The organism is Rosettibacter sp. KY25 (genome assembly GCF_057554405.1).
Genome location: NZ_BAAJAO010000003.1, coordinates 202581 through 217876, shown reverse-complemented (window position 1 = coordinate 217876; position 15296 = coordinate 202581). Strand labels below are relative to the sequence as shown.

The 15296-nt window shown below is 30.7% G+C and carries 13 protein-coding genes; 7 read left to right on the top strand and 6 right to left on the bottom strand.

Translation table 11 applies throughout. The features are described 5' to 3' along the window. The first annotated feature begins 603 nt into the window (after nucleotides 1-603). Nucleotides 604-1050, top strand: coding sequence for an SRPBCC family protein (locus tag AC27L2_RS03425; protein ID WP_487210271.1), 447 nt, complete (start codon nucleotides 604-606; stop codon nucleotides 1048-1050). A 215-nt stretch (nucleotides 1051-1265) separates the two neighbouring features. Here the strand turns inward: AC27L2_RS03425 and AC27L2_RS03420 are convergent, their stop codons facing one another. The 3 genes from AC27L2_RS03420 to AC27L2_RS03410 form a co-directional block, all read right to left on the bottom strand. After that, nucleotides 1266-2387, bottom strand: a complete 1122-nt coding sequence (locus tag AC27L2_RS03420; RefSeq protein WP_487210270.1) for a C-GCAxxG-C-C family protein — start codon at nucleotides 2385-2387, stop codon at nucleotides 1266-1268. Nucleotides 2388-2402: 15 nt separating this feature from the next. Next, entirely contained in the window at nucleotides 2403-2843 is a 441-nt protein-coding gene (locus tag AC27L2_RS03415; RefSeq protein WP_487210269.1) for a tetratricopeptide repeat protein, read from the bottom strand. Between the two features lie 192 nt (nucleotides 2844-3035). Next, the gene (locus AC27L2_RS03410) at nucleotides 3036-4358 is read right to left on the bottom strand and encodes a sigma-54 interaction domain-containing protein (protein WP_487210268.1); all 1323 of its coding nucleotides are present in this window, start codon (nucleotides 4356-4358) and stop codon (nucleotides 3036-3038) included. Nucleotides 4359-4555: 197 nt separating this feature from the next. Between AC27L2_RS03410 and AC27L2_RS03405 the strand changes: the two genes are divergently transcribed. Then, a complete protein-coding gene (locus AC27L2_RS03405; RefSeq protein WP_487210267.1) occupies nucleotides 4556-5875 on the top strand; it encodes an NCS2 family permease in 1320 nt (439 codons plus the stop codon). Between the two features lie 28 nt (nucleotides 5876-5903). Here the strand turns inward: AC27L2_RS03405 and AC27L2_RS03400 are convergent, their stop codons facing one another. Genes AC27L2_RS03400 through AC27L2_RS03390 form a run of 3 tightly spaced genes read right to left on the bottom strand, consistent with a single transcriptional unit; the run spans nucleotide 5904 to nucleotide 7738 of the window. Then, nucleotides 5904-6338: a hypothetical protein gene (locus AC27L2_RS03400; RefSeq protein WP_487210266.1), complete on the bottom strand. Its 435-nt coding sequence runs from the start codon at nucleotides 6336-6338 to the stop codon at nucleotides 5904-5906. A 55-nt stretch (nucleotides 6339-6393) separates the two neighbouring features. Continuing rightward, complete coding sequence (locus AC27L2_RS03395) at nucleotides 6394-7167, bottom strand: AMP nucleosidase (RefSeq protein ID WP_487210264.1); 774 nt, start codon at nucleotides 7165-7167, stop codon at nucleotides 6394-6396. Then, complete coding sequence (locus AC27L2_RS03390; RefSeq protein WP_487210263.1) at nucleotides 7157-7738, bottom strand: phosphatase PAP2 family protein; 582 nt, start codon at nucleotides 7736-7738, stop codon at nucleotides 7157-7159. Before AC27L2_RS03390 ends, AC27L2_RS03395 begins: the two co-directional genes overlap by 11 nt. 187 nt (nucleotides 7739-7925) lie before the next feature. On the opposite strand from AC27L2_RS03390, the gene AC27L2_RS03385 reads away from it, so the two are divergent. From AC27L2_RS03385 to AC27L2_RS03365, 5 genes are all read left to right on the top strand, one after another. After that, nucleotides 7926-10169, top strand: a complete 2244-nt coding sequence (locus AC27L2_RS03385) for a hybrid sensor histidine kinase/response regulator (RefSeq protein WP_487210262.1) — start codon at nucleotides 7926-7928, stop codon at nucleotides 10167-10169. Between the two features lie 75 nt (nucleotides 10170-10244). Then, nucleotides 10245-10751, top strand: a complete 507-nt coding sequence (locus AC27L2_RS03380; RefSeq protein ID WP_487210261.1) for a hypothetical protein — start codon at nucleotides 10245-10247, stop codon at nucleotides 10749-10751. 3 nt (nucleotides 10752-10754) lie between these two features. Then, nucleotides 10755-11900, top strand: a complete 1146-nt coding sequence (locus AC27L2_RS03375) for a 1-deoxy-D-xylulose-5-phosphate reductoisomerase (protein WP_487210260.1) — start codon at nucleotides 10755-10757, stop codon at nucleotides 11898-11900. Between the two features lie 12 nt (nucleotides 11901-11912). Further along, on the top strand, nucleotides 11913-13265 hold the full coding sequence (gene rseP, locus AC27L2_RS03370; RefSeq protein WP_487210259.1) for an RIP metalloprotease RseP: 1353 nt from the start codon (nucleotides 11913-11915) through the stop codon (nucleotides 13263-13265). A gap of 197 nt (nucleotides 13266-13462) precedes the next feature. Then, complete coding sequence (locus tag AC27L2_RS03365) at nucleotides 13463-15280, top strand: TonB-dependent receptor plug domain-containing protein (protein WP_487210258.1); 1818 nt, start codon at nucleotides 13463-13465, stop codon at nucleotides 15278-15280. Nucleotides 15281-15296 lie beyond the last annotated feature (16 nt).

The window sequence follows — 15296 nt, the reverse complement described above, 5'->3', positions numbered from 1 at the left end:
GCTCACAACATTAATGCCTTGTTAGACAATAATTTACAAGACTTTTTTAGTTAAAAGGGAAATTAATTGAAGTATTAAGAATTAAACCACGAATTCACGAATCAATAACGAATTTATTCGTGCATTAGTGGCTTATAAAAAGTTGCCACTAATACACGAATGTTATTTGAAAGTCCGATAAGAAATACTCGAGAAATTAGCGTATCTGAAGTGTATGTGACAGGAATTTATGATGAATATGATAATAGTTTATTAAGAATTATTAGTATTCATCATTACATCCTTATTGTTTTATAATAACAAACCAAATCTAAAATAACTGATTGATTCTGAAATTCAAGTTTTTGTTGTGTATGAACTATTAGTTTATTTACTACGTTTTGATTTATATAAACTTTATCAATGAACTATCTAATTTGCTAATTACACAGAAACACTTAATAAATAATTTTGAAATAAAAAATACAATTAGATATAAATGAAATTATTATGAAAATAATACTATACACTTTCATCATGCTTGTATTAATAATTATTTTATTTTTTTTCTATGAAAATTATTCTTTTAATAAATACATTATAAATCAAACGAGAAAAGAAAAAATGAATATTCCTATAAACACTAATGCTCCAGTGATATCAAAGGGTCAAATTGAAATATTAGCACCAATAGACACAGTCTGGAATATACTTACAAGCATAAAAGATTGGCCCAAATGGCAAAAATCCGTTTCAGAAACAGAAGTTTTAGGCGATATTGAGGAAGGCACAGAATTTAATTGGAAAGCCGGAGGACTTTCATTCAAGTCTAAAATTCACACATCAAAACCAAATGTAAATTTCGGATGGACTGGTACTACACTTGGTGCAAGTGCTATTCATAATTGGACTTTAATAAAAGATAATAACAGAACAATAGTTATTGTAGAAGAAAGCCTACAAGGTATATTTCCAAAGATATTTAAGAATTATTTTCAAAAAAATCTTGATAAAGGTATTTTAACAAATTTAATGGATCTTAAAAACGCTTGTGAATTGAAAATAAAATAATTACTAAAATACATCTTTAATTTAAATTGGATAGATGTAGTTAATCTATTAAGTATGCATTAATTAAAGTAATATTTATTCTAATTAGGAACTCTAACGATATACTAAGTTAATTTTGAGGAATCCACTATTTTTTATATCCTTCACAAAAAAAAGCAGTTCACCTATTCAGAAAAAACCAAAATTAGATGAACTGCTTTGAAATTATTCAACAATTATTTCAATAAATTCATCTTTCTTGTAAATTGATATTGACCTGCGGTCATTCGTGCAAAGTAAATTCCGCTTGATACTCGATTGCCTGAATTATCTGTTCCATTCCATTCAACTGTATATTTGCCTGGATTTAATATGTCATAGTCTACAAGTCTTTTTACTTCTCGACCCATTAAATCATAAACTATAATTGATACTTTTTCTGTTCTTGGAACTGAAAACTGAATCTTAGTTGATGGGTTGAATGGATTAGGATAATTTTGTTCAAGATGGAAATCACTTGGAATTTCGCCGCTTGCTTCTATTAAACCAGATACATTGTGAGGATTGCCATGACATGGTTCGCAGTTCATTTGTGTCATAACATTATTAAATGCAGCAGGTCCATGACATCCCTGACATTGAGTTACATATGGATTTGTAACGTAAGTAGAAGTAAATGTTTGAGCAAAGAATGCATTTAATATTTCAGCTGTCTTTGCTGCAACATCTCCTGCAAGTCGAGCACATCTTTCTTTTCTTTCTGTGTCGCTCACTTTCTTTTTAGCAACATTACACCATTGAGAAACAGAAGCATGGCATAGAACACTTCCACTTACACTTTGAGGAAGTACATCATTATATTTTTTGTCGATATATTTACCATTTACAGCAGCTTGATTTGCAGCATTAGAAGGTAAAGCTTCAGAAGATGCCCAGCCCCAGATTTCATTAATTAATTTACCTGAATCAGCTTTTGATGTAACAAGACTTATTATTGCAGCAGCTCCATTTACTGCGCCGCAAAGAGTTCCCCAACCATTTCCACCGCCTCTTCCAAATAACATTACTTCAATTGGCATAGCTGTCCATGGTTCACCAACTTTTTCTCTTAATGCTTCTACAAGAGCACCAAAAACTCCAGATGCACAATCCTTATCGTTCCAGTATAAATGATGAGCTCTTATTCTAACATCTTCAGGGTCTAATGGCTGGTAGGGCCATGGCCATGTGTAATCTTTGGGACTTGCTAATATTTTACCTCCAGCAAGTGCATTCAATCCAATTACTCCTGCCATAGCTCCAACTGCATATTTAGAGGTGTTAGTTAAAAATTCTTTTCTTGTAATTTCTTTTGACATATTCATTTCTCCTTTTTAGTTCGACATTAACCTTGATTTTATTTTATCTATGATGATGGGAATTCTTTTGTCTTCAGAATTCAAGTTGAAGGCTTTTTCAAAATACTGAAGTGATTTTTCTTTATTACAATAAAGCCAAAGAATCCCAAGTTCTAAAAACAAATCATAATCATTTAAATGTTCTGGTTTTTCCTTCTCTAACTTTTCTACTAAATCTGGACACGGACAATCTTCAAATTCTGGATTTGTATTTATAATGAAATCAATATCTTCTTCTATCAGCGAATAAAATAAATTCATTGCTTTTTCAAGCTCATTAACCTGTGTATAACATATTATCAATTTCTTTTTAACACGCTTGTCTGCTGGATTTAATGACAAATAATTTTCCAGCTCTTCTATTGCAGAAGGATAATCTCTTGTAAGAAAATGATAATTTCCTAACATAATATTCATGCTTATACCAAAAGCAAAATTATTGCCAGAGAAACAACAAATTTTGGTTGAGTTTTTATTTCTTTTTTGAAGGAAATTTTATAGAAATGTTCTGAGGCAAGTATTCTGTCGCACAGTTATGCAACGAAAGTCTTATAATTTATTTAATTAAAAAAAGTTGCGATTATCAAATAATCTGTTGCAAATGCAACATTAGTTTTGTCTGATTTCCTTAAGCCAGCGCCACAAAGTAGAACGATTAACTCCTAAAATTTCTGCTACTTTTGATTTATTCCATTTATATGTTTCGAGCAGGCGGATTAATTCCGTGGTATTAATTTTTTTTGTCTTTAATAATTTTTCAATGCATATATCATTAGAGGTGTAATTTCTTATTTGCTCAGGAAGGCAGCATGGAGTAAGTAAGTGTTCATTTTTAGTTCTTATAACAGCATACTCAATTGCATTTTCGAGTTCTCTTATATTTCCAGGCCAATTATAATTCATTAAAATCTCGAGTGCAGATTTATCTATATCAAGAATATCTTTTTGATAAATTAAATTAAATTTTTTTATAAAGTATTTTATGAGATAAGGAATATCTTCTTTTCGTTCTCTTAGAGGAGGCAATTCAATTGGAATAACATTTAATCTGTAGTAAAGGTCTTCTCTAAATTTTCCTTCTGCTATTGCGTCTTTAATCTTAACATTTGTAGCTGCAATAATTCTAACATCAACATGTCGTGTAATAGATTCTCCTAATCTTTCAAAGGTTCCATTTTGAATTACTCTTAATAATTGAGCTTGAGTTTGAAGAGGCATTTCAGCAATTTCATCAAGAAAGATTGTTCCTTTATCTGCAAGTTCAAATCTTCCGATACGGTCTTTGACTGCATCAGTAAATGCTCCTTTTGCATGTCCAAATAGTTCACTTGCAAGCAATGCAGGAGGCAGAACAGCACAATTGACTTTAATGTATTTTTCATTCTTCCTTTTGCTTGTCATCTGAATTGCATCTGCAATCATTTCTTTCCCTGTTCCAGTTTCTCCTTGTATCAAAACATTTGCATCTGTATAAGCAATTTCATGAATCAAGTTAAAGATATTTACCATTGCTCGAGTGTTGCCAACAATTCCATAAAAGTGCTCATCAGTTTTTGTATTCTCTTTTTCATTTATGTATGAAGAAATATCTCTAAAAGAAATTACTCCACCTGATATTTCTCCGTTACCGTTTTTAATTACAGATGCACTCAGTCTTACAAATTTAATTGTGTTATTTTTTGTTCTAAGTTTTGTTCTTAAGTCAAATATATTTTCGCCTGATTTTAATGCTCTTGCAATTGGACAATTACCATAACATAAATCTGATTGAAAAATATTTTTGCAGAATTTCCCAATTACATCTTGACTTGCAAACCCAGTAATTTTTTCTGCAGACTTATTGAAAAAATTAATTCTGAAATTTTCATCTACAGTAAAAATGCCATCAGCTATTGAATTAAGTATGTTGCTTTTTAAGTCTTCGCTGTTCATAACCTATAACTTTTCTAATCACACATATAAAAATAATAAAAAAAGATAAATATAGCTGAATTAATATTTTTATCAGAATCATAACAGACTTTTTAAATGATTTGGATTGTTGAATTCTATTCTAAGAGAAAATATTTTCTTGCAATTTATTTTATTTCTTTTCTTATTGAATTTATAATTCTTAGGAAGTGATAAAAATGATTAAAGAATATTTCCAGTTCGAAAAATATAATACTGATTTAAAGACAGAATTAATAGCTGGCTTAACTACATTCTTAGCTTCAATGTACATTATTGTTGTAAATCCTTCTATACTTTCACAGGCAGGTTTGCCTTTTGAAGGCGTTCTTACAGCTACAATTTTAGTCAGTGCATTCAGCAGCATAATGATGGGAATTTATGCAAGGAATCCAATTTTAATTGCTCCTGGGATGGGAATAAATGCTTTCTTTGCTTATTCAGTTGTATTAGGAATGGGTGTCAAATGGGAAGTTGCACTTGGAACTGTTTTCTGGTCAGGCATAATTTTTTTGATTCTATCGATTTTGAACATAAGAACATTAATTCTAAAATCAATTCCAAAACAAATTAGATTTGGTATTTCAGCAGGTATAGGATTATTTATCACATTCATTGGTTTTGTTAATGCTAAATTTATTGTAAGCAAACCTGCCACTCTACTTGGTATCGGCAAGATTGATGCTGCAGTGATTACTTTTCTTGTCGGCTTAATTATAACTTCCATTTTAGTGGTTAAAAAAATTAAGGGAGCTTTGATATTAGGAATATTTATTACAACTCTTTTATCCATTCCAATTGGAAGAATTTATGGCGATGCTTATGCAAGTTTTGGTACATCAACTTTAATTTCATGGAAAGGTTTATTTGCAAATCCAGATTTCAGCCTTATTCTAAAACTTGATTTAATTGGCTCATTAAAATTTTCTTTGTTTCCTGTAATCTTTGCTTTTTTGTTCACAGATATGTTTGATTCGATTGCAACTTTTATTGGCGTTGCAGAAGCAGGAAATTTGCTTGATGAAAATGGAGAACCATTAAGAATAAAAGAATCATTGATTGCAGATGCATTCTCTACAACCATTTCTGGATTACTTGGAACAAGTTCTGGAACGAGCTACATTGAATCTGCAGCAGGAGTTGAAGAAGGAGGAAAAACAGGGTTAACTGCCGTTATTGCCGGCATATTATTTCTGCCGTTTATGTTCTTCTCTCCATTAATTTCAATAGTTCCGCCTATAGCAACTGCACCAGCATTAATTCTTGTAGGTGTATTTATGATGAAGCCTATCATTAAAATTAATTGGAATAATTTTGATGATTCAATCCCAGCATTTCTTGGAATGATTTTAATCCCATTGACTAACTCAATCACTCAAGGAATTATATGGAGTTTTATTTCGTGGACATTAATAAAAATTTTTACAGGCAAAAAAGAAGAAGTAAGTTTAATGCTAATTGTAATTGATTTGTTTGCAGTCTTAGCATTGATAGTTTGAGAAATCAGTCAACAAAAATATCTATCTATTAATTTATGCTGATCAGCAAGTAACCGTTATCAACTTTAACAAATTTGAAATTGGTTTTTAATTTTTCTTCGCCGCTTATGAATGTTACTTCTGCATTATATACATCAATATTATTTTCTTTTGAAACTGTAACTTTACCAACTTCGTAACTGGAACTAATATCTAAAAGTGCAGAAATTTTTTTGCATATTCTTTTTACTTGATTCAATTCATCTTTGTTAGAAGCATCGAACGAGGTTTTGTATTCTCTGCTTTTGTCTTCACCAGTGTATGCAATTATACTTGCAGCTTTTTCAAATGATTTTTCTTTACTGTAATTCAAAAGTTTTGTGAGTGTTTCTTTAATTATTTTCTCTCCTGAGTTTTGAGCATAAATTGAAGTATAACTCAGAATCAGCATTGATACAAAAATTATAAACAAAAATTTTTTCATGGATTTCCTCTTTTATTTTCATTGATTGAACATTGAAAAATAGTGAATGTTTCTTTTAGAAAGTAAAATGTTTAATCTGTTCTCCTTTGGCACCTATTTCTGTCATTGCTTCAATTCCGATATCAAGATGAACATCAGTATAAAGCTGAGTAACAAGTTTATCAGATTCTTCGGTTTTAATTCCTTCAGGAAACATTGGCAAATCAGAAACAAGCAATAAAGCACCGCGGGCAATTTGATTTGCATAACCAACAATAAATAAAGTTGCCGTTTCCATATCAATTCCAATTACGCCAATTCTTTTTAGATATTGCTTGAAATTTTCATCCCACTCCCATAATCTTCTGTTTGTTGTATAAACCACACCAGTTCGATATTCCATATTGCGAGCAACAATTTTATCAGACACAAATTTATGCAGTTTGAATGAGGGCAGTGCTGGAACTTCAGGAGGCAAATAATCATTGCTTGTTCCTTCGCCTCTTATTGCAGCAATTGGAAGAATAAAATTTCCAATTTCTGTTGAATGTTTCAAGCCACCGCATTTTCCTAAAAACAAAACTCCTTTAGGATTTCTTGCAACAAGCAAATCCATAATTGTAGCAGCATTAGCCGAACCAATTCCAAAATTTACAATAGTAAGACCATTATTATTTGTTGCTGTCTGCATTGGTCTGCCAATTCCTTTTATATCACAATTAAATCTTTCTGCAAATTTTATTATGTAATTATAAAAATTTGTTAAAAGCAAGTAATCACCAAATTCATCTATTTTGGTTCCTGTATATCTTGGCAGCCAGTTTTTGGCAATTTGAAGTTTAGTTTTCATAGCTGCTTTTACCCTTTTTTATTTTTTCATTAAAAAATTTTTCGATAAATATAACAAGATAAGAAAAAAGAATACCAAGCAGCGAACCAATTATTGCCCCACCCAAAATATCCGATGGATAATGAACTCCAACATAAGGTCTTGAAAAAGCAACTAAAGAAGCAACAACAAGCAAAATCCACTTATATTTTGGAAAAAGTTTACTAAAAAAAACTGCAGCTGCAAAATTATTAACAGCATGAGACGAAGGAAATGAAAATGAATTTGTGCATCCAACAAGCAGATTAACATCATTCAAAACATTACATGGTCTAATTCTGCCGAACAAATTTTTTAGAAATACACTGCTCAACTGGTCAGAAGCCGCAATCAAGAATATAAGAATTAAAGCAGAAATTCTTCCTCTTTTTCCTCCTTTTATTATGAGAATTAAATACAATACTAAATAAGTTATAAACCAATTTTTAACATCGGTTATAAAAACAAAAAACTTATCAAACAAAGGATTTGAAAGTGAATGATTAATAAAATAAAATATGCTTAGGTCTATTTGATAAAAGAAATCGCTCATAAATTCACATTTATAAACTTTTGAAATTACATTTCAATTTTTTGGTTGAATTTTATTTATTTATTAAATTGTCTGCAGAATAAAATATTTTATATCTGAAAGTTCATAATTACTTAAAAAAATCTAAGAACATTGTAATTAAACTTACTTAAAAAATTTAGAAAAAGTTCATTTTGAAATAAAATAAGTGGGTAAATCGATTACAACACGACCATCGTCCAAAACTCTTGAACTAAAAGTTCGAGAGTTCATCAAAGAAGAGAATAAAAAACAATTACTGCCTCCTTTCAGGTCGTTAGCCACTTTTACAGCTTCAGCTGGAATTGTCGCTTTAATATTCGAAGTCATTTATTTTACACAACACAGCATTCAACTTTATATTTCACGTGTAGCATCGGTTTTAATTGCTTTTATTCTTCTGGCATTATCAAATACAAAAGTGGGTAAAAATCATCCATCAGTTTTAGTTCATATTTTATTGCTCTCAATTGTTATTTCATTTGGAGTAATGATTTATCTTGAACCTCACACACTTGTTTTCAATTCTCATATAATCAGCTTAATAATTTTTACTGCTGCATTGTTTTTAAGCTGGGAAGTAAAAGACCAGATAATAGTAGCAATTTATTACAACATTGTTTTTGTTTCTTCAATATTGTTCAGCAATCCTTCTATTACTTCAATTCCAAATATGCTTGAATCAATTATTCTGGTTATAATTATAAGTGTAATGGCAATTGTTGCAAGTTATATCAATTATAGATTAAGACACGAAGCACTTCTAAAGAGCTATGAAGTTGCATTGTCTGAAAGAAAGTTCAGAAACATTTTTGAAAATTCAACCGAAGGAGTTTTTCAAATTCTTCCCACAGGAAAATTTACAGCAGTTAATCCAGCATTTGTAAAAATTCTTGGTTATTCAAGCGATGACGATCTTTACAAATTAAATTTCATTGATAATTTATTTAAAAGAAAAGCCGATTGGGAACTGCTTCATAAATTATTGGAAAAGCAGGGAAAAGTTCGAAACTACAGAGTTCAGTTCCTGAAAAAGGATGGTTCTGAAATTACAGTTCGAATTAATATCAGAATCAGCTATGATGAAGAAGAGGATATTACATATTACGAAGGAAGCATTCAAGATATTACTCAACAGGTTCAAGCAGAAAATGAAAGACAGAAAGCACTTGAAGCATTAAGACAGGAAAAATTAAAATCCGATTTGGCTGCACAAAAAGCACAGCAAGAAAGCAGCTACAAAACAAAATTTCTTGCAAATATGAGTCACGAAGTTCGAACTCCAATGAATTCTGTAATGGGCTTCTTAACATTAATTGAAAATGATTTATTCGAAAGCAAGGAAGAATTAAAAGCTTTTGCAAGAGATGCAAGACTTGCTGCAGAATCATTGCTTGACATAATTAATAACATTCTTGATATATCCAAGATAGAAGCTGGTAAAATGGAACTCGACATTGTTGAGTTTGATATTAGAGACGAAATTCATAAAGTCTATTCGATAATGGGACAAACTGCGCGTCAAAAAGGAATTGAACTTGAAGAGGAAGTTGACCCTGAAATCCCAGAAAAAATTTATGGAGACCCTACAAGATACAGACAAATAGTTTTGAATCTTGTTGGAAACGCAGTAAAGTTCACTGATGAGGGAAGGGTTAAAATAACTGTAAAACAAAAATCGAGAACGATTAACACTGTAGAAATTTTAACTTCTGTAGAAGATACAGGACATGGAATTCCTGAAGATAAAATTCCATTACTGTTTGAGCCATTTGTTCAGGTAAAAAGCAAAAGAGATAGAAAAGAAGGTTCAGGTTTAGGTTTAGTAATTGCAAAAGAATTTGTAAAACTAATGGGCGGTGATATTAGAGTAGAAAGCAAACTTGGAATAGGAAGTAAATTTTATTTCAATGCATTTTTTAAGCTTCAGCCAGTTGAAAAAATTGAAGAACAGGTTTTGGAAATTTCTCAAAAACCTGAATCAGAAAAACAAGTTGAACAAGCCGAAAAACCTCAGGAAGAAAAGCAATCAAGAAAAAAATTACTTCTTGTTGAAGATAATCCAATAAGTCAAAACTTGGAAAGCAAAATTTTACGCGAAGTTGGTTATGATGTAGAAGCTGTCTCGAATGGTAATGATGCAATTGAAGCTGTAAAAACAGGTCAATTTGATTTGGTATTAATGGATATTGAAATGACAGATATGGATGGAATTACAGCAACAAAAAAAATAAGAGAGATTCCGGGAGATATTGGTAAGATTCCAATTATTGCAGTAACTGCCCATTCAAGCATGAAAGACAGAGAAAAATGTCTTGCAGCAGGAATGAATGATTACATTGCCAAGCCTATAAATATTCATTTCTTAAAACTCACAATTGACCAATGGCTTAATAGACCATACAGAGATTAATCCATTTCACTTTATAAAGGCTTAACCAGAGGTATGAATAATCTCATCATCTTTTTTTATATTTAAGAGAACAAAATGAAAGGAATCTCAATGGAATTTTATCCAACTATATTAACTCTGCATATAATTTTTGCTGGTGGATGGATTATCAGTTTCATTTCAGATATATTTTTGAAATCAAACATTACTAAAAATAAAGGTTTATCCTGCGAAAAAAATTTAATTAACCTCTATCTTAAGCTTTCAAATCTTACTGGAATTATAAGTGCAACTGGAATTTTAATTACAGGAATTATTCTTGTTCTAATAAATCCTGCTTACACGTTTTTTCAAATGACTTCAAATCACTGGCTTACAACAAAACAAATTCTGATGGTAATCCTGCTTTTAATAATTTTTCTTTATATAATTCCTTCTGCAAAAAAATTAAGAGCTGCTATTGGAGAAAATCTGAACAGCAGTAATCCTGTAAACGAAGAAGGTTATAATTATCTTAAAAAAATTTTTAGGCTTAATGGTATAATAAATTTAATTGTGATAATAAATTTCTTACTTGCAATAACTCATAGATTTATTAATTAAATCATGAAAAAAATATTAATACTGGGTTCTACTGGTTCTATTGGGAAGAATGCACTTGAAATCATAAGAAATTTCAAGGATGAATTTTCTGTTGCAGGCTTAACTGTCAACGATAATATTGATTTACTTGAAGAACAAATTAATGAATTTAATCCTTCCTCTGTAGTTGTTAAAAACAAAGAAAAAGCAAAAGAACTAAGAAACCGCACAGGCAGCAAATGCAGAATAATTGATGGTGAAGAAGGACTTTTGGAAATAACAAAAAATGAAGATTATGACATTCTTCTTTCGGCAATTGTAGGATTTGCCGGGCTTAAGCCAACAATCGAAGCAATTAAAAAAAGCAAGAGAATTGCTCTTGCCAATAAAGAAACACTTGTTGTAGCAGGAGAAATTATCATTCAACTTTCTAAGGAGTATAATTCAGAAATAATTCCAGTTGATTCTGAACACAGTGCAATTTTTCAATGTTTGAAAGGAGAAGAAAAGAAAGATATAAGCAAAATTATTTTAACAGCTTCTGGCGGTCCATTTTTAAATAAGAGCAAAGAAGAATTTTCAAATGTAACAATTGAGGAAGCATTAAGTCATCCTAACTGGAAAATGGGAAATAAAATTACAATTGATTCAGCAACAATGATGAACAAAGGATTGGAAGTTATAGAAGCTTTCTGGCTGTTTGGACTTTCGAAAAACCAAATTGATGTAGCCATTCATCCTCAATCAATAATTCATTCAATGGTTGAATTCAAGGATGGCTCAATTAAAGCACAGCTCAGTCTTCCTGATATGAAACTCCCAATTCTTTATGCACTTTCTTATCCAAAAAGATTCAATTATTCACATGTTTTAACTGATATAAAAAAGATTGGTCAACTTACATTTTTTGAACCAGATTTTGATAAATTTGTATGTCTAAAGTTAGCTTACGATGTAATTGAAGAAGGCGGAACTGCTCCATGTATCCTGAATGCAGCCAACGAAGTTGCAGTAGAAAAATTTTTAACAGGGAAAATTAAATTTTCTCAGATTCCAGATTTAATTAAGGAAGCACTTGATACAGTTAATAATCACAGTAAAGCAACATTAGAAAATATTTTTGAAATAGATTTTAAAACAAGAGAGTTCTTAAATAAAAAATATAATTAAGAGAAAAACATAATGGATTATATAATTTATTTTATCATAACAATTGCAATTCTTGTTTTCATTCATGAGTTCGGTCATTTTGCAGCTGCAAAATTATCTAAAATGCGTGTTGATATTTTTGCTATTGGTTTTGGTAAACGATTATTCGGCTGGAATAAATTAAATGGATTTACTTTTGGCGATTTACCAGCTGATTGGGATGGACAAGGAAATACTGATTACAGAATTTGTCTTTTCCCTCTCGGCGGCTATGTTAAAATTGCCGGTATGATTGATGAAAGTCTTGATACAAAATTTATTCAAAGTGAACCACAGCCTTATGAATTCAGGTCCAAGTCAACTGTTCAAAAGCTCTTTGTTATAAGTGCCGGCGTTATAATGAATCTAATTCTCACACTTGCAATTTTCTGGGGAATAAATTATTTCATCGGAAAACAAGTATTTAAGACAACAACAATCAGCAAAATTGAAAAAGGAAGCACTGCAGAGAAAGTTGGATTTCAATCTTACGATAAAATAATTTCAATAAATAATAAACCTGTAAAAAACTGGGATGATGTAGTTGAAAACATTTTTAATCCTGGAATTCAAAACATCTATGTTAAAGTACTACGAAACAATGATACCGTTGCATTCAATTTTTCAAGCAAAGCTGTAACAGAAAATGCACAAGAAGGATTTTTCATTTTTCCATATCCAACTCAGCCATACATTCAGGATGTGATGAAAAATTCACCTGCAGAGGAAGCAGGAATTAAACCAGGTGACATTTTTATTTCTATTGATGGAATTAAAGTTCAAGACCGCGAACATGTAGTTCAAATTATCTCTTCAAACAAAGAAAAAAATTTGGAAGTTGTATTTCTTAGAAACAATGATACGCTAAAAACAATTGTTAATCCCGGCATTGAAGGAAAAATTGGAATTGCAGTAAGTGATGCTTACACAGGCGAATTTGAATATAAAACTTATGGCATGCTCTCAGCATTTACGCATAGTGTTGCTAACATTGGCAATTATACTATGCTTACTTTCGGAATGCTTAAAAAAGTAATTACCGGAAAAATTCCATTCAATCAAGCATTTGGCGGACCAGTTAAAATTGCTCAGTATGCAGCTAAGTCGGCAGATTCTGGAACAATTTCATTTCTCTATTTTCTTGCAATGCTCAGTTTGAGTCTTGCAATAATTAACATTCTTCCATTCCCTGCACTTGATGGAGGACATTTTATTATAATTTTTCTTGAAGGAATTTTCAGAAGAGAACTTCCACTTAAGGTTAAAATTGCAATTCAAAATGCAGGATTTATAATTCTACTTTTGTTGATGGCATTTATTATTTACAATGATTTAATAAGTCTTTAATTGTTCTTTTAATTCTGCATTACATTCCGCGCTTCTGAAAATTTCTGTCATATCATTTATCCCAACATGCCAAAAGCATGACCCAAGCGGGATAATAAAATTTTCAGAAGTTGACAGCAACCAACCTTACTTACTCAAAATCAATTTATCAATTTCATCATTTTTCATTCTTTGTAATTTTTAATAAAGGAGGATTTATGAAAAAATTTATTATTCAGATTATACTGTATTTAATTATAAATCAATCAATCATAATATCTCAGGAAAAAGAATACAAATTAGATGATGTTGTTGTAACTTCGAACAGAACCCCAATTGAATATTCAAAATTAACTCGTGTGGTCACAATTTTAAATTATGAGGATATAAAAAATTTACCGGTTAATAATATTCAGGATTTACTTCAGTATGTTAACGCACTTGACTTAAAAGTTCGCGGGACAGAAGGAATTCAGGCAGATGCAGGAATTAGAGGCGGCACATTCGAACAAACATTAATTATGATTGATGGAATAAAATTAATTGACCCGCAGACAGGTCATCACAATTTGAATTTGCCAATATCACTTGAAAATGTAGAAAGAATTGAAGTGTTAAAAGGTCAGGGCTCGAGAACCTTTGGTGCAAATGCATTTGGAGGAGCAATTAATATAATCACAAAAAAATCTAAGGAAAAAAATTTTAAAATATCTGCGCTTGGCGGTGAACATGGATTGTATGACTTAAACTTATCTGCTTCTTATCCAGTAAACATCACAGGAAATAATTTTACTTTTTCTAAAAAGAAATCTAATGGCTACAGAGAAAACACAAATTTTGATATAACAACATTTTCAATTGGACAAAATTTTACAATCGATAAAAACTTGTTTAATCTTTTCTTCGGCTATGTCGATAAAAAATTTGGTGCATATAATTTTTATTCAGATAGATTCCCAAATCAATGGGAACATACAACAACAAAAATACTTAGCTCTTCTGCAGAATTCGGCAATGATAAAATTAATATATCACCCAAAATTTTCTGGCGCAGAAATGATGATGATTACATACTCGACAAAACACGACCTGATTGGTATCACAACATTCATAAAACTTATTCTTATGGATTAGAAATTCAAGCATCAATAAAATCTTCACTTGGAATAACAAGCCTTGGAAGTGAATTGACAAAAGATGAAATAAAAAGTTCGAATCTTGGTTCACATCAAAGAAGCAAAGGAGGATTTTTTATTGAACATTTAATTGATTCATACAAAAATTTTACGGCATCTGCAGGATTATTTATTTACAATTATTCAAACATCGGCTGGAAAGTTTGGCAGGGAGCAGATATTTCTTATAAAATTTCAAACTTGTCTAAAGTATTTGCATCTTACGGCAAAGCTTTCCGAATACCAACATTCACAGAACTTTATTACACTAGTCCAGCAAACATGGGCAACCCGAATTTGAAACATGAAGAAACAACAAATTATGAAATTGGATTTTCTACTTTTCAAAAAATCTTTTTGACAGAACTTAGTTTCTTCATAAAAGATGGGAAGAATATTATTGATTGGGGAAGAATTTCGAAAGATGAACCATGGAAAGTTGAAAACATAGCCAATGTTAAAACTTATGGAACAGAAATTAATTTCCAGTTTATACCGCAAAAAATTGATTATCGAATACCTATTAAAAAAGCAGAAATTAATTACACTTACTTAACAATGAATCGCTCGACTGGGAAATATGAATCAAAATATCTGCTTGATTATTTGCAGCATCAATTATTGTTAAGTGTAAATCATGAACTTCCTTTTGGATTTGAGCAGAATTGGTTTTTTAGATACGAAAAGAGAATCAATTTTGATGCTTACTTAATTGTTGATTCACAAATCAGTTCACAGTTTAAAAAGTTCTATATTTTTATTCGTGCAACAAATTTATTCAACAAAGAATACTCTGATTTTGCAGGACTTCCACTGCCCGGAAGATGGATTAGTGCTGGAATTAAATATCAACTTTTATAAACATAGCGGGGTGAAC

Bases quoted from the DNA above. Each gene is read 5' to 3' on its own strand.
- AC27L2_RS03420 (WP_487210270.1), bottom strand. From the start codon at position 2,387: ATGTCAAAAGAAATTACAAGAAAAGAATTTTTAACTAACACCTCTAAA.
- AC27L2_RS03390 (WP_487210263.1), bottom strand. From the start codon at position 7,738: ATGAGCGATTTCTTTTATCAAATAGACCTAAGCATATTTTATTTTATT.
- AC27L2_RS03380 (WP_487210261.1), top strand. From the start codon at position 10,245: ATGAAAGGAATCTCAATGGAATTTTATCCAACTATATTAACTCTGCAT.
- rseP (WP_487210259.1), top strand. From the start codon at position 11,913: ATGGATTATATAATTTATTTTATCATAACAATTGCAATTCTTGTTTTC.
- AC27L2_RS03365 (WP_487210258.1), top strand. From the start codon at position 13,463: ATGAAAAAATTTATTATTCAGATTATACTGTATTTAATTATAAATCAA.
- AC27L2_RS03410 (WP_487210268.1), bottom strand. From the start codon at position 4,358: ATGAACAGCGAAGACTTAAAAAGCAACATACTTAATTCAATAGCTGAT.
- AC27L2_RS03400 (WP_487210266.1), bottom strand. From the start codon at position 6,338: ATGAAAAAATTTTTGTTTATAATTTTTGTATCAATGCTGATTCTGAGT.
- AC27L2_RS03415 (WP_487210269.1), bottom strand. From the start codon at position 2,843: ATGAATATTATGTTAGGAAATTATCATTTTCTTACAAGAGATTATCCT.
- AC27L2_RS03395 (WP_487210264.1), bottom strand. From the start codon at position 7,167: ATGAAAACTAAACTTCAAATTGCCAAAAACTGGCTGCCAAGATATACA.
- AC27L2_RS03375 (WP_487210260.1), top strand. From the start codon at position 10,755: ATGAAAAAAATATTAATACTGGGTTCTACTGGTTCTATTGGGAAGAAT.
- AC27L2_RS03405 (WP_487210267.1), top strand. From the start codon at position 4,556: ATGATTAAAGAATATTTCCAGTTCGAAAAATATAATACTGATTTAAAG.
- AC27L2_RS03425 (WP_487210271.1), top strand. From the start codon at position 604: ATGAATATTCCTATAAACACTAATGCTCCAGTGATATCAAAGGGTCAA.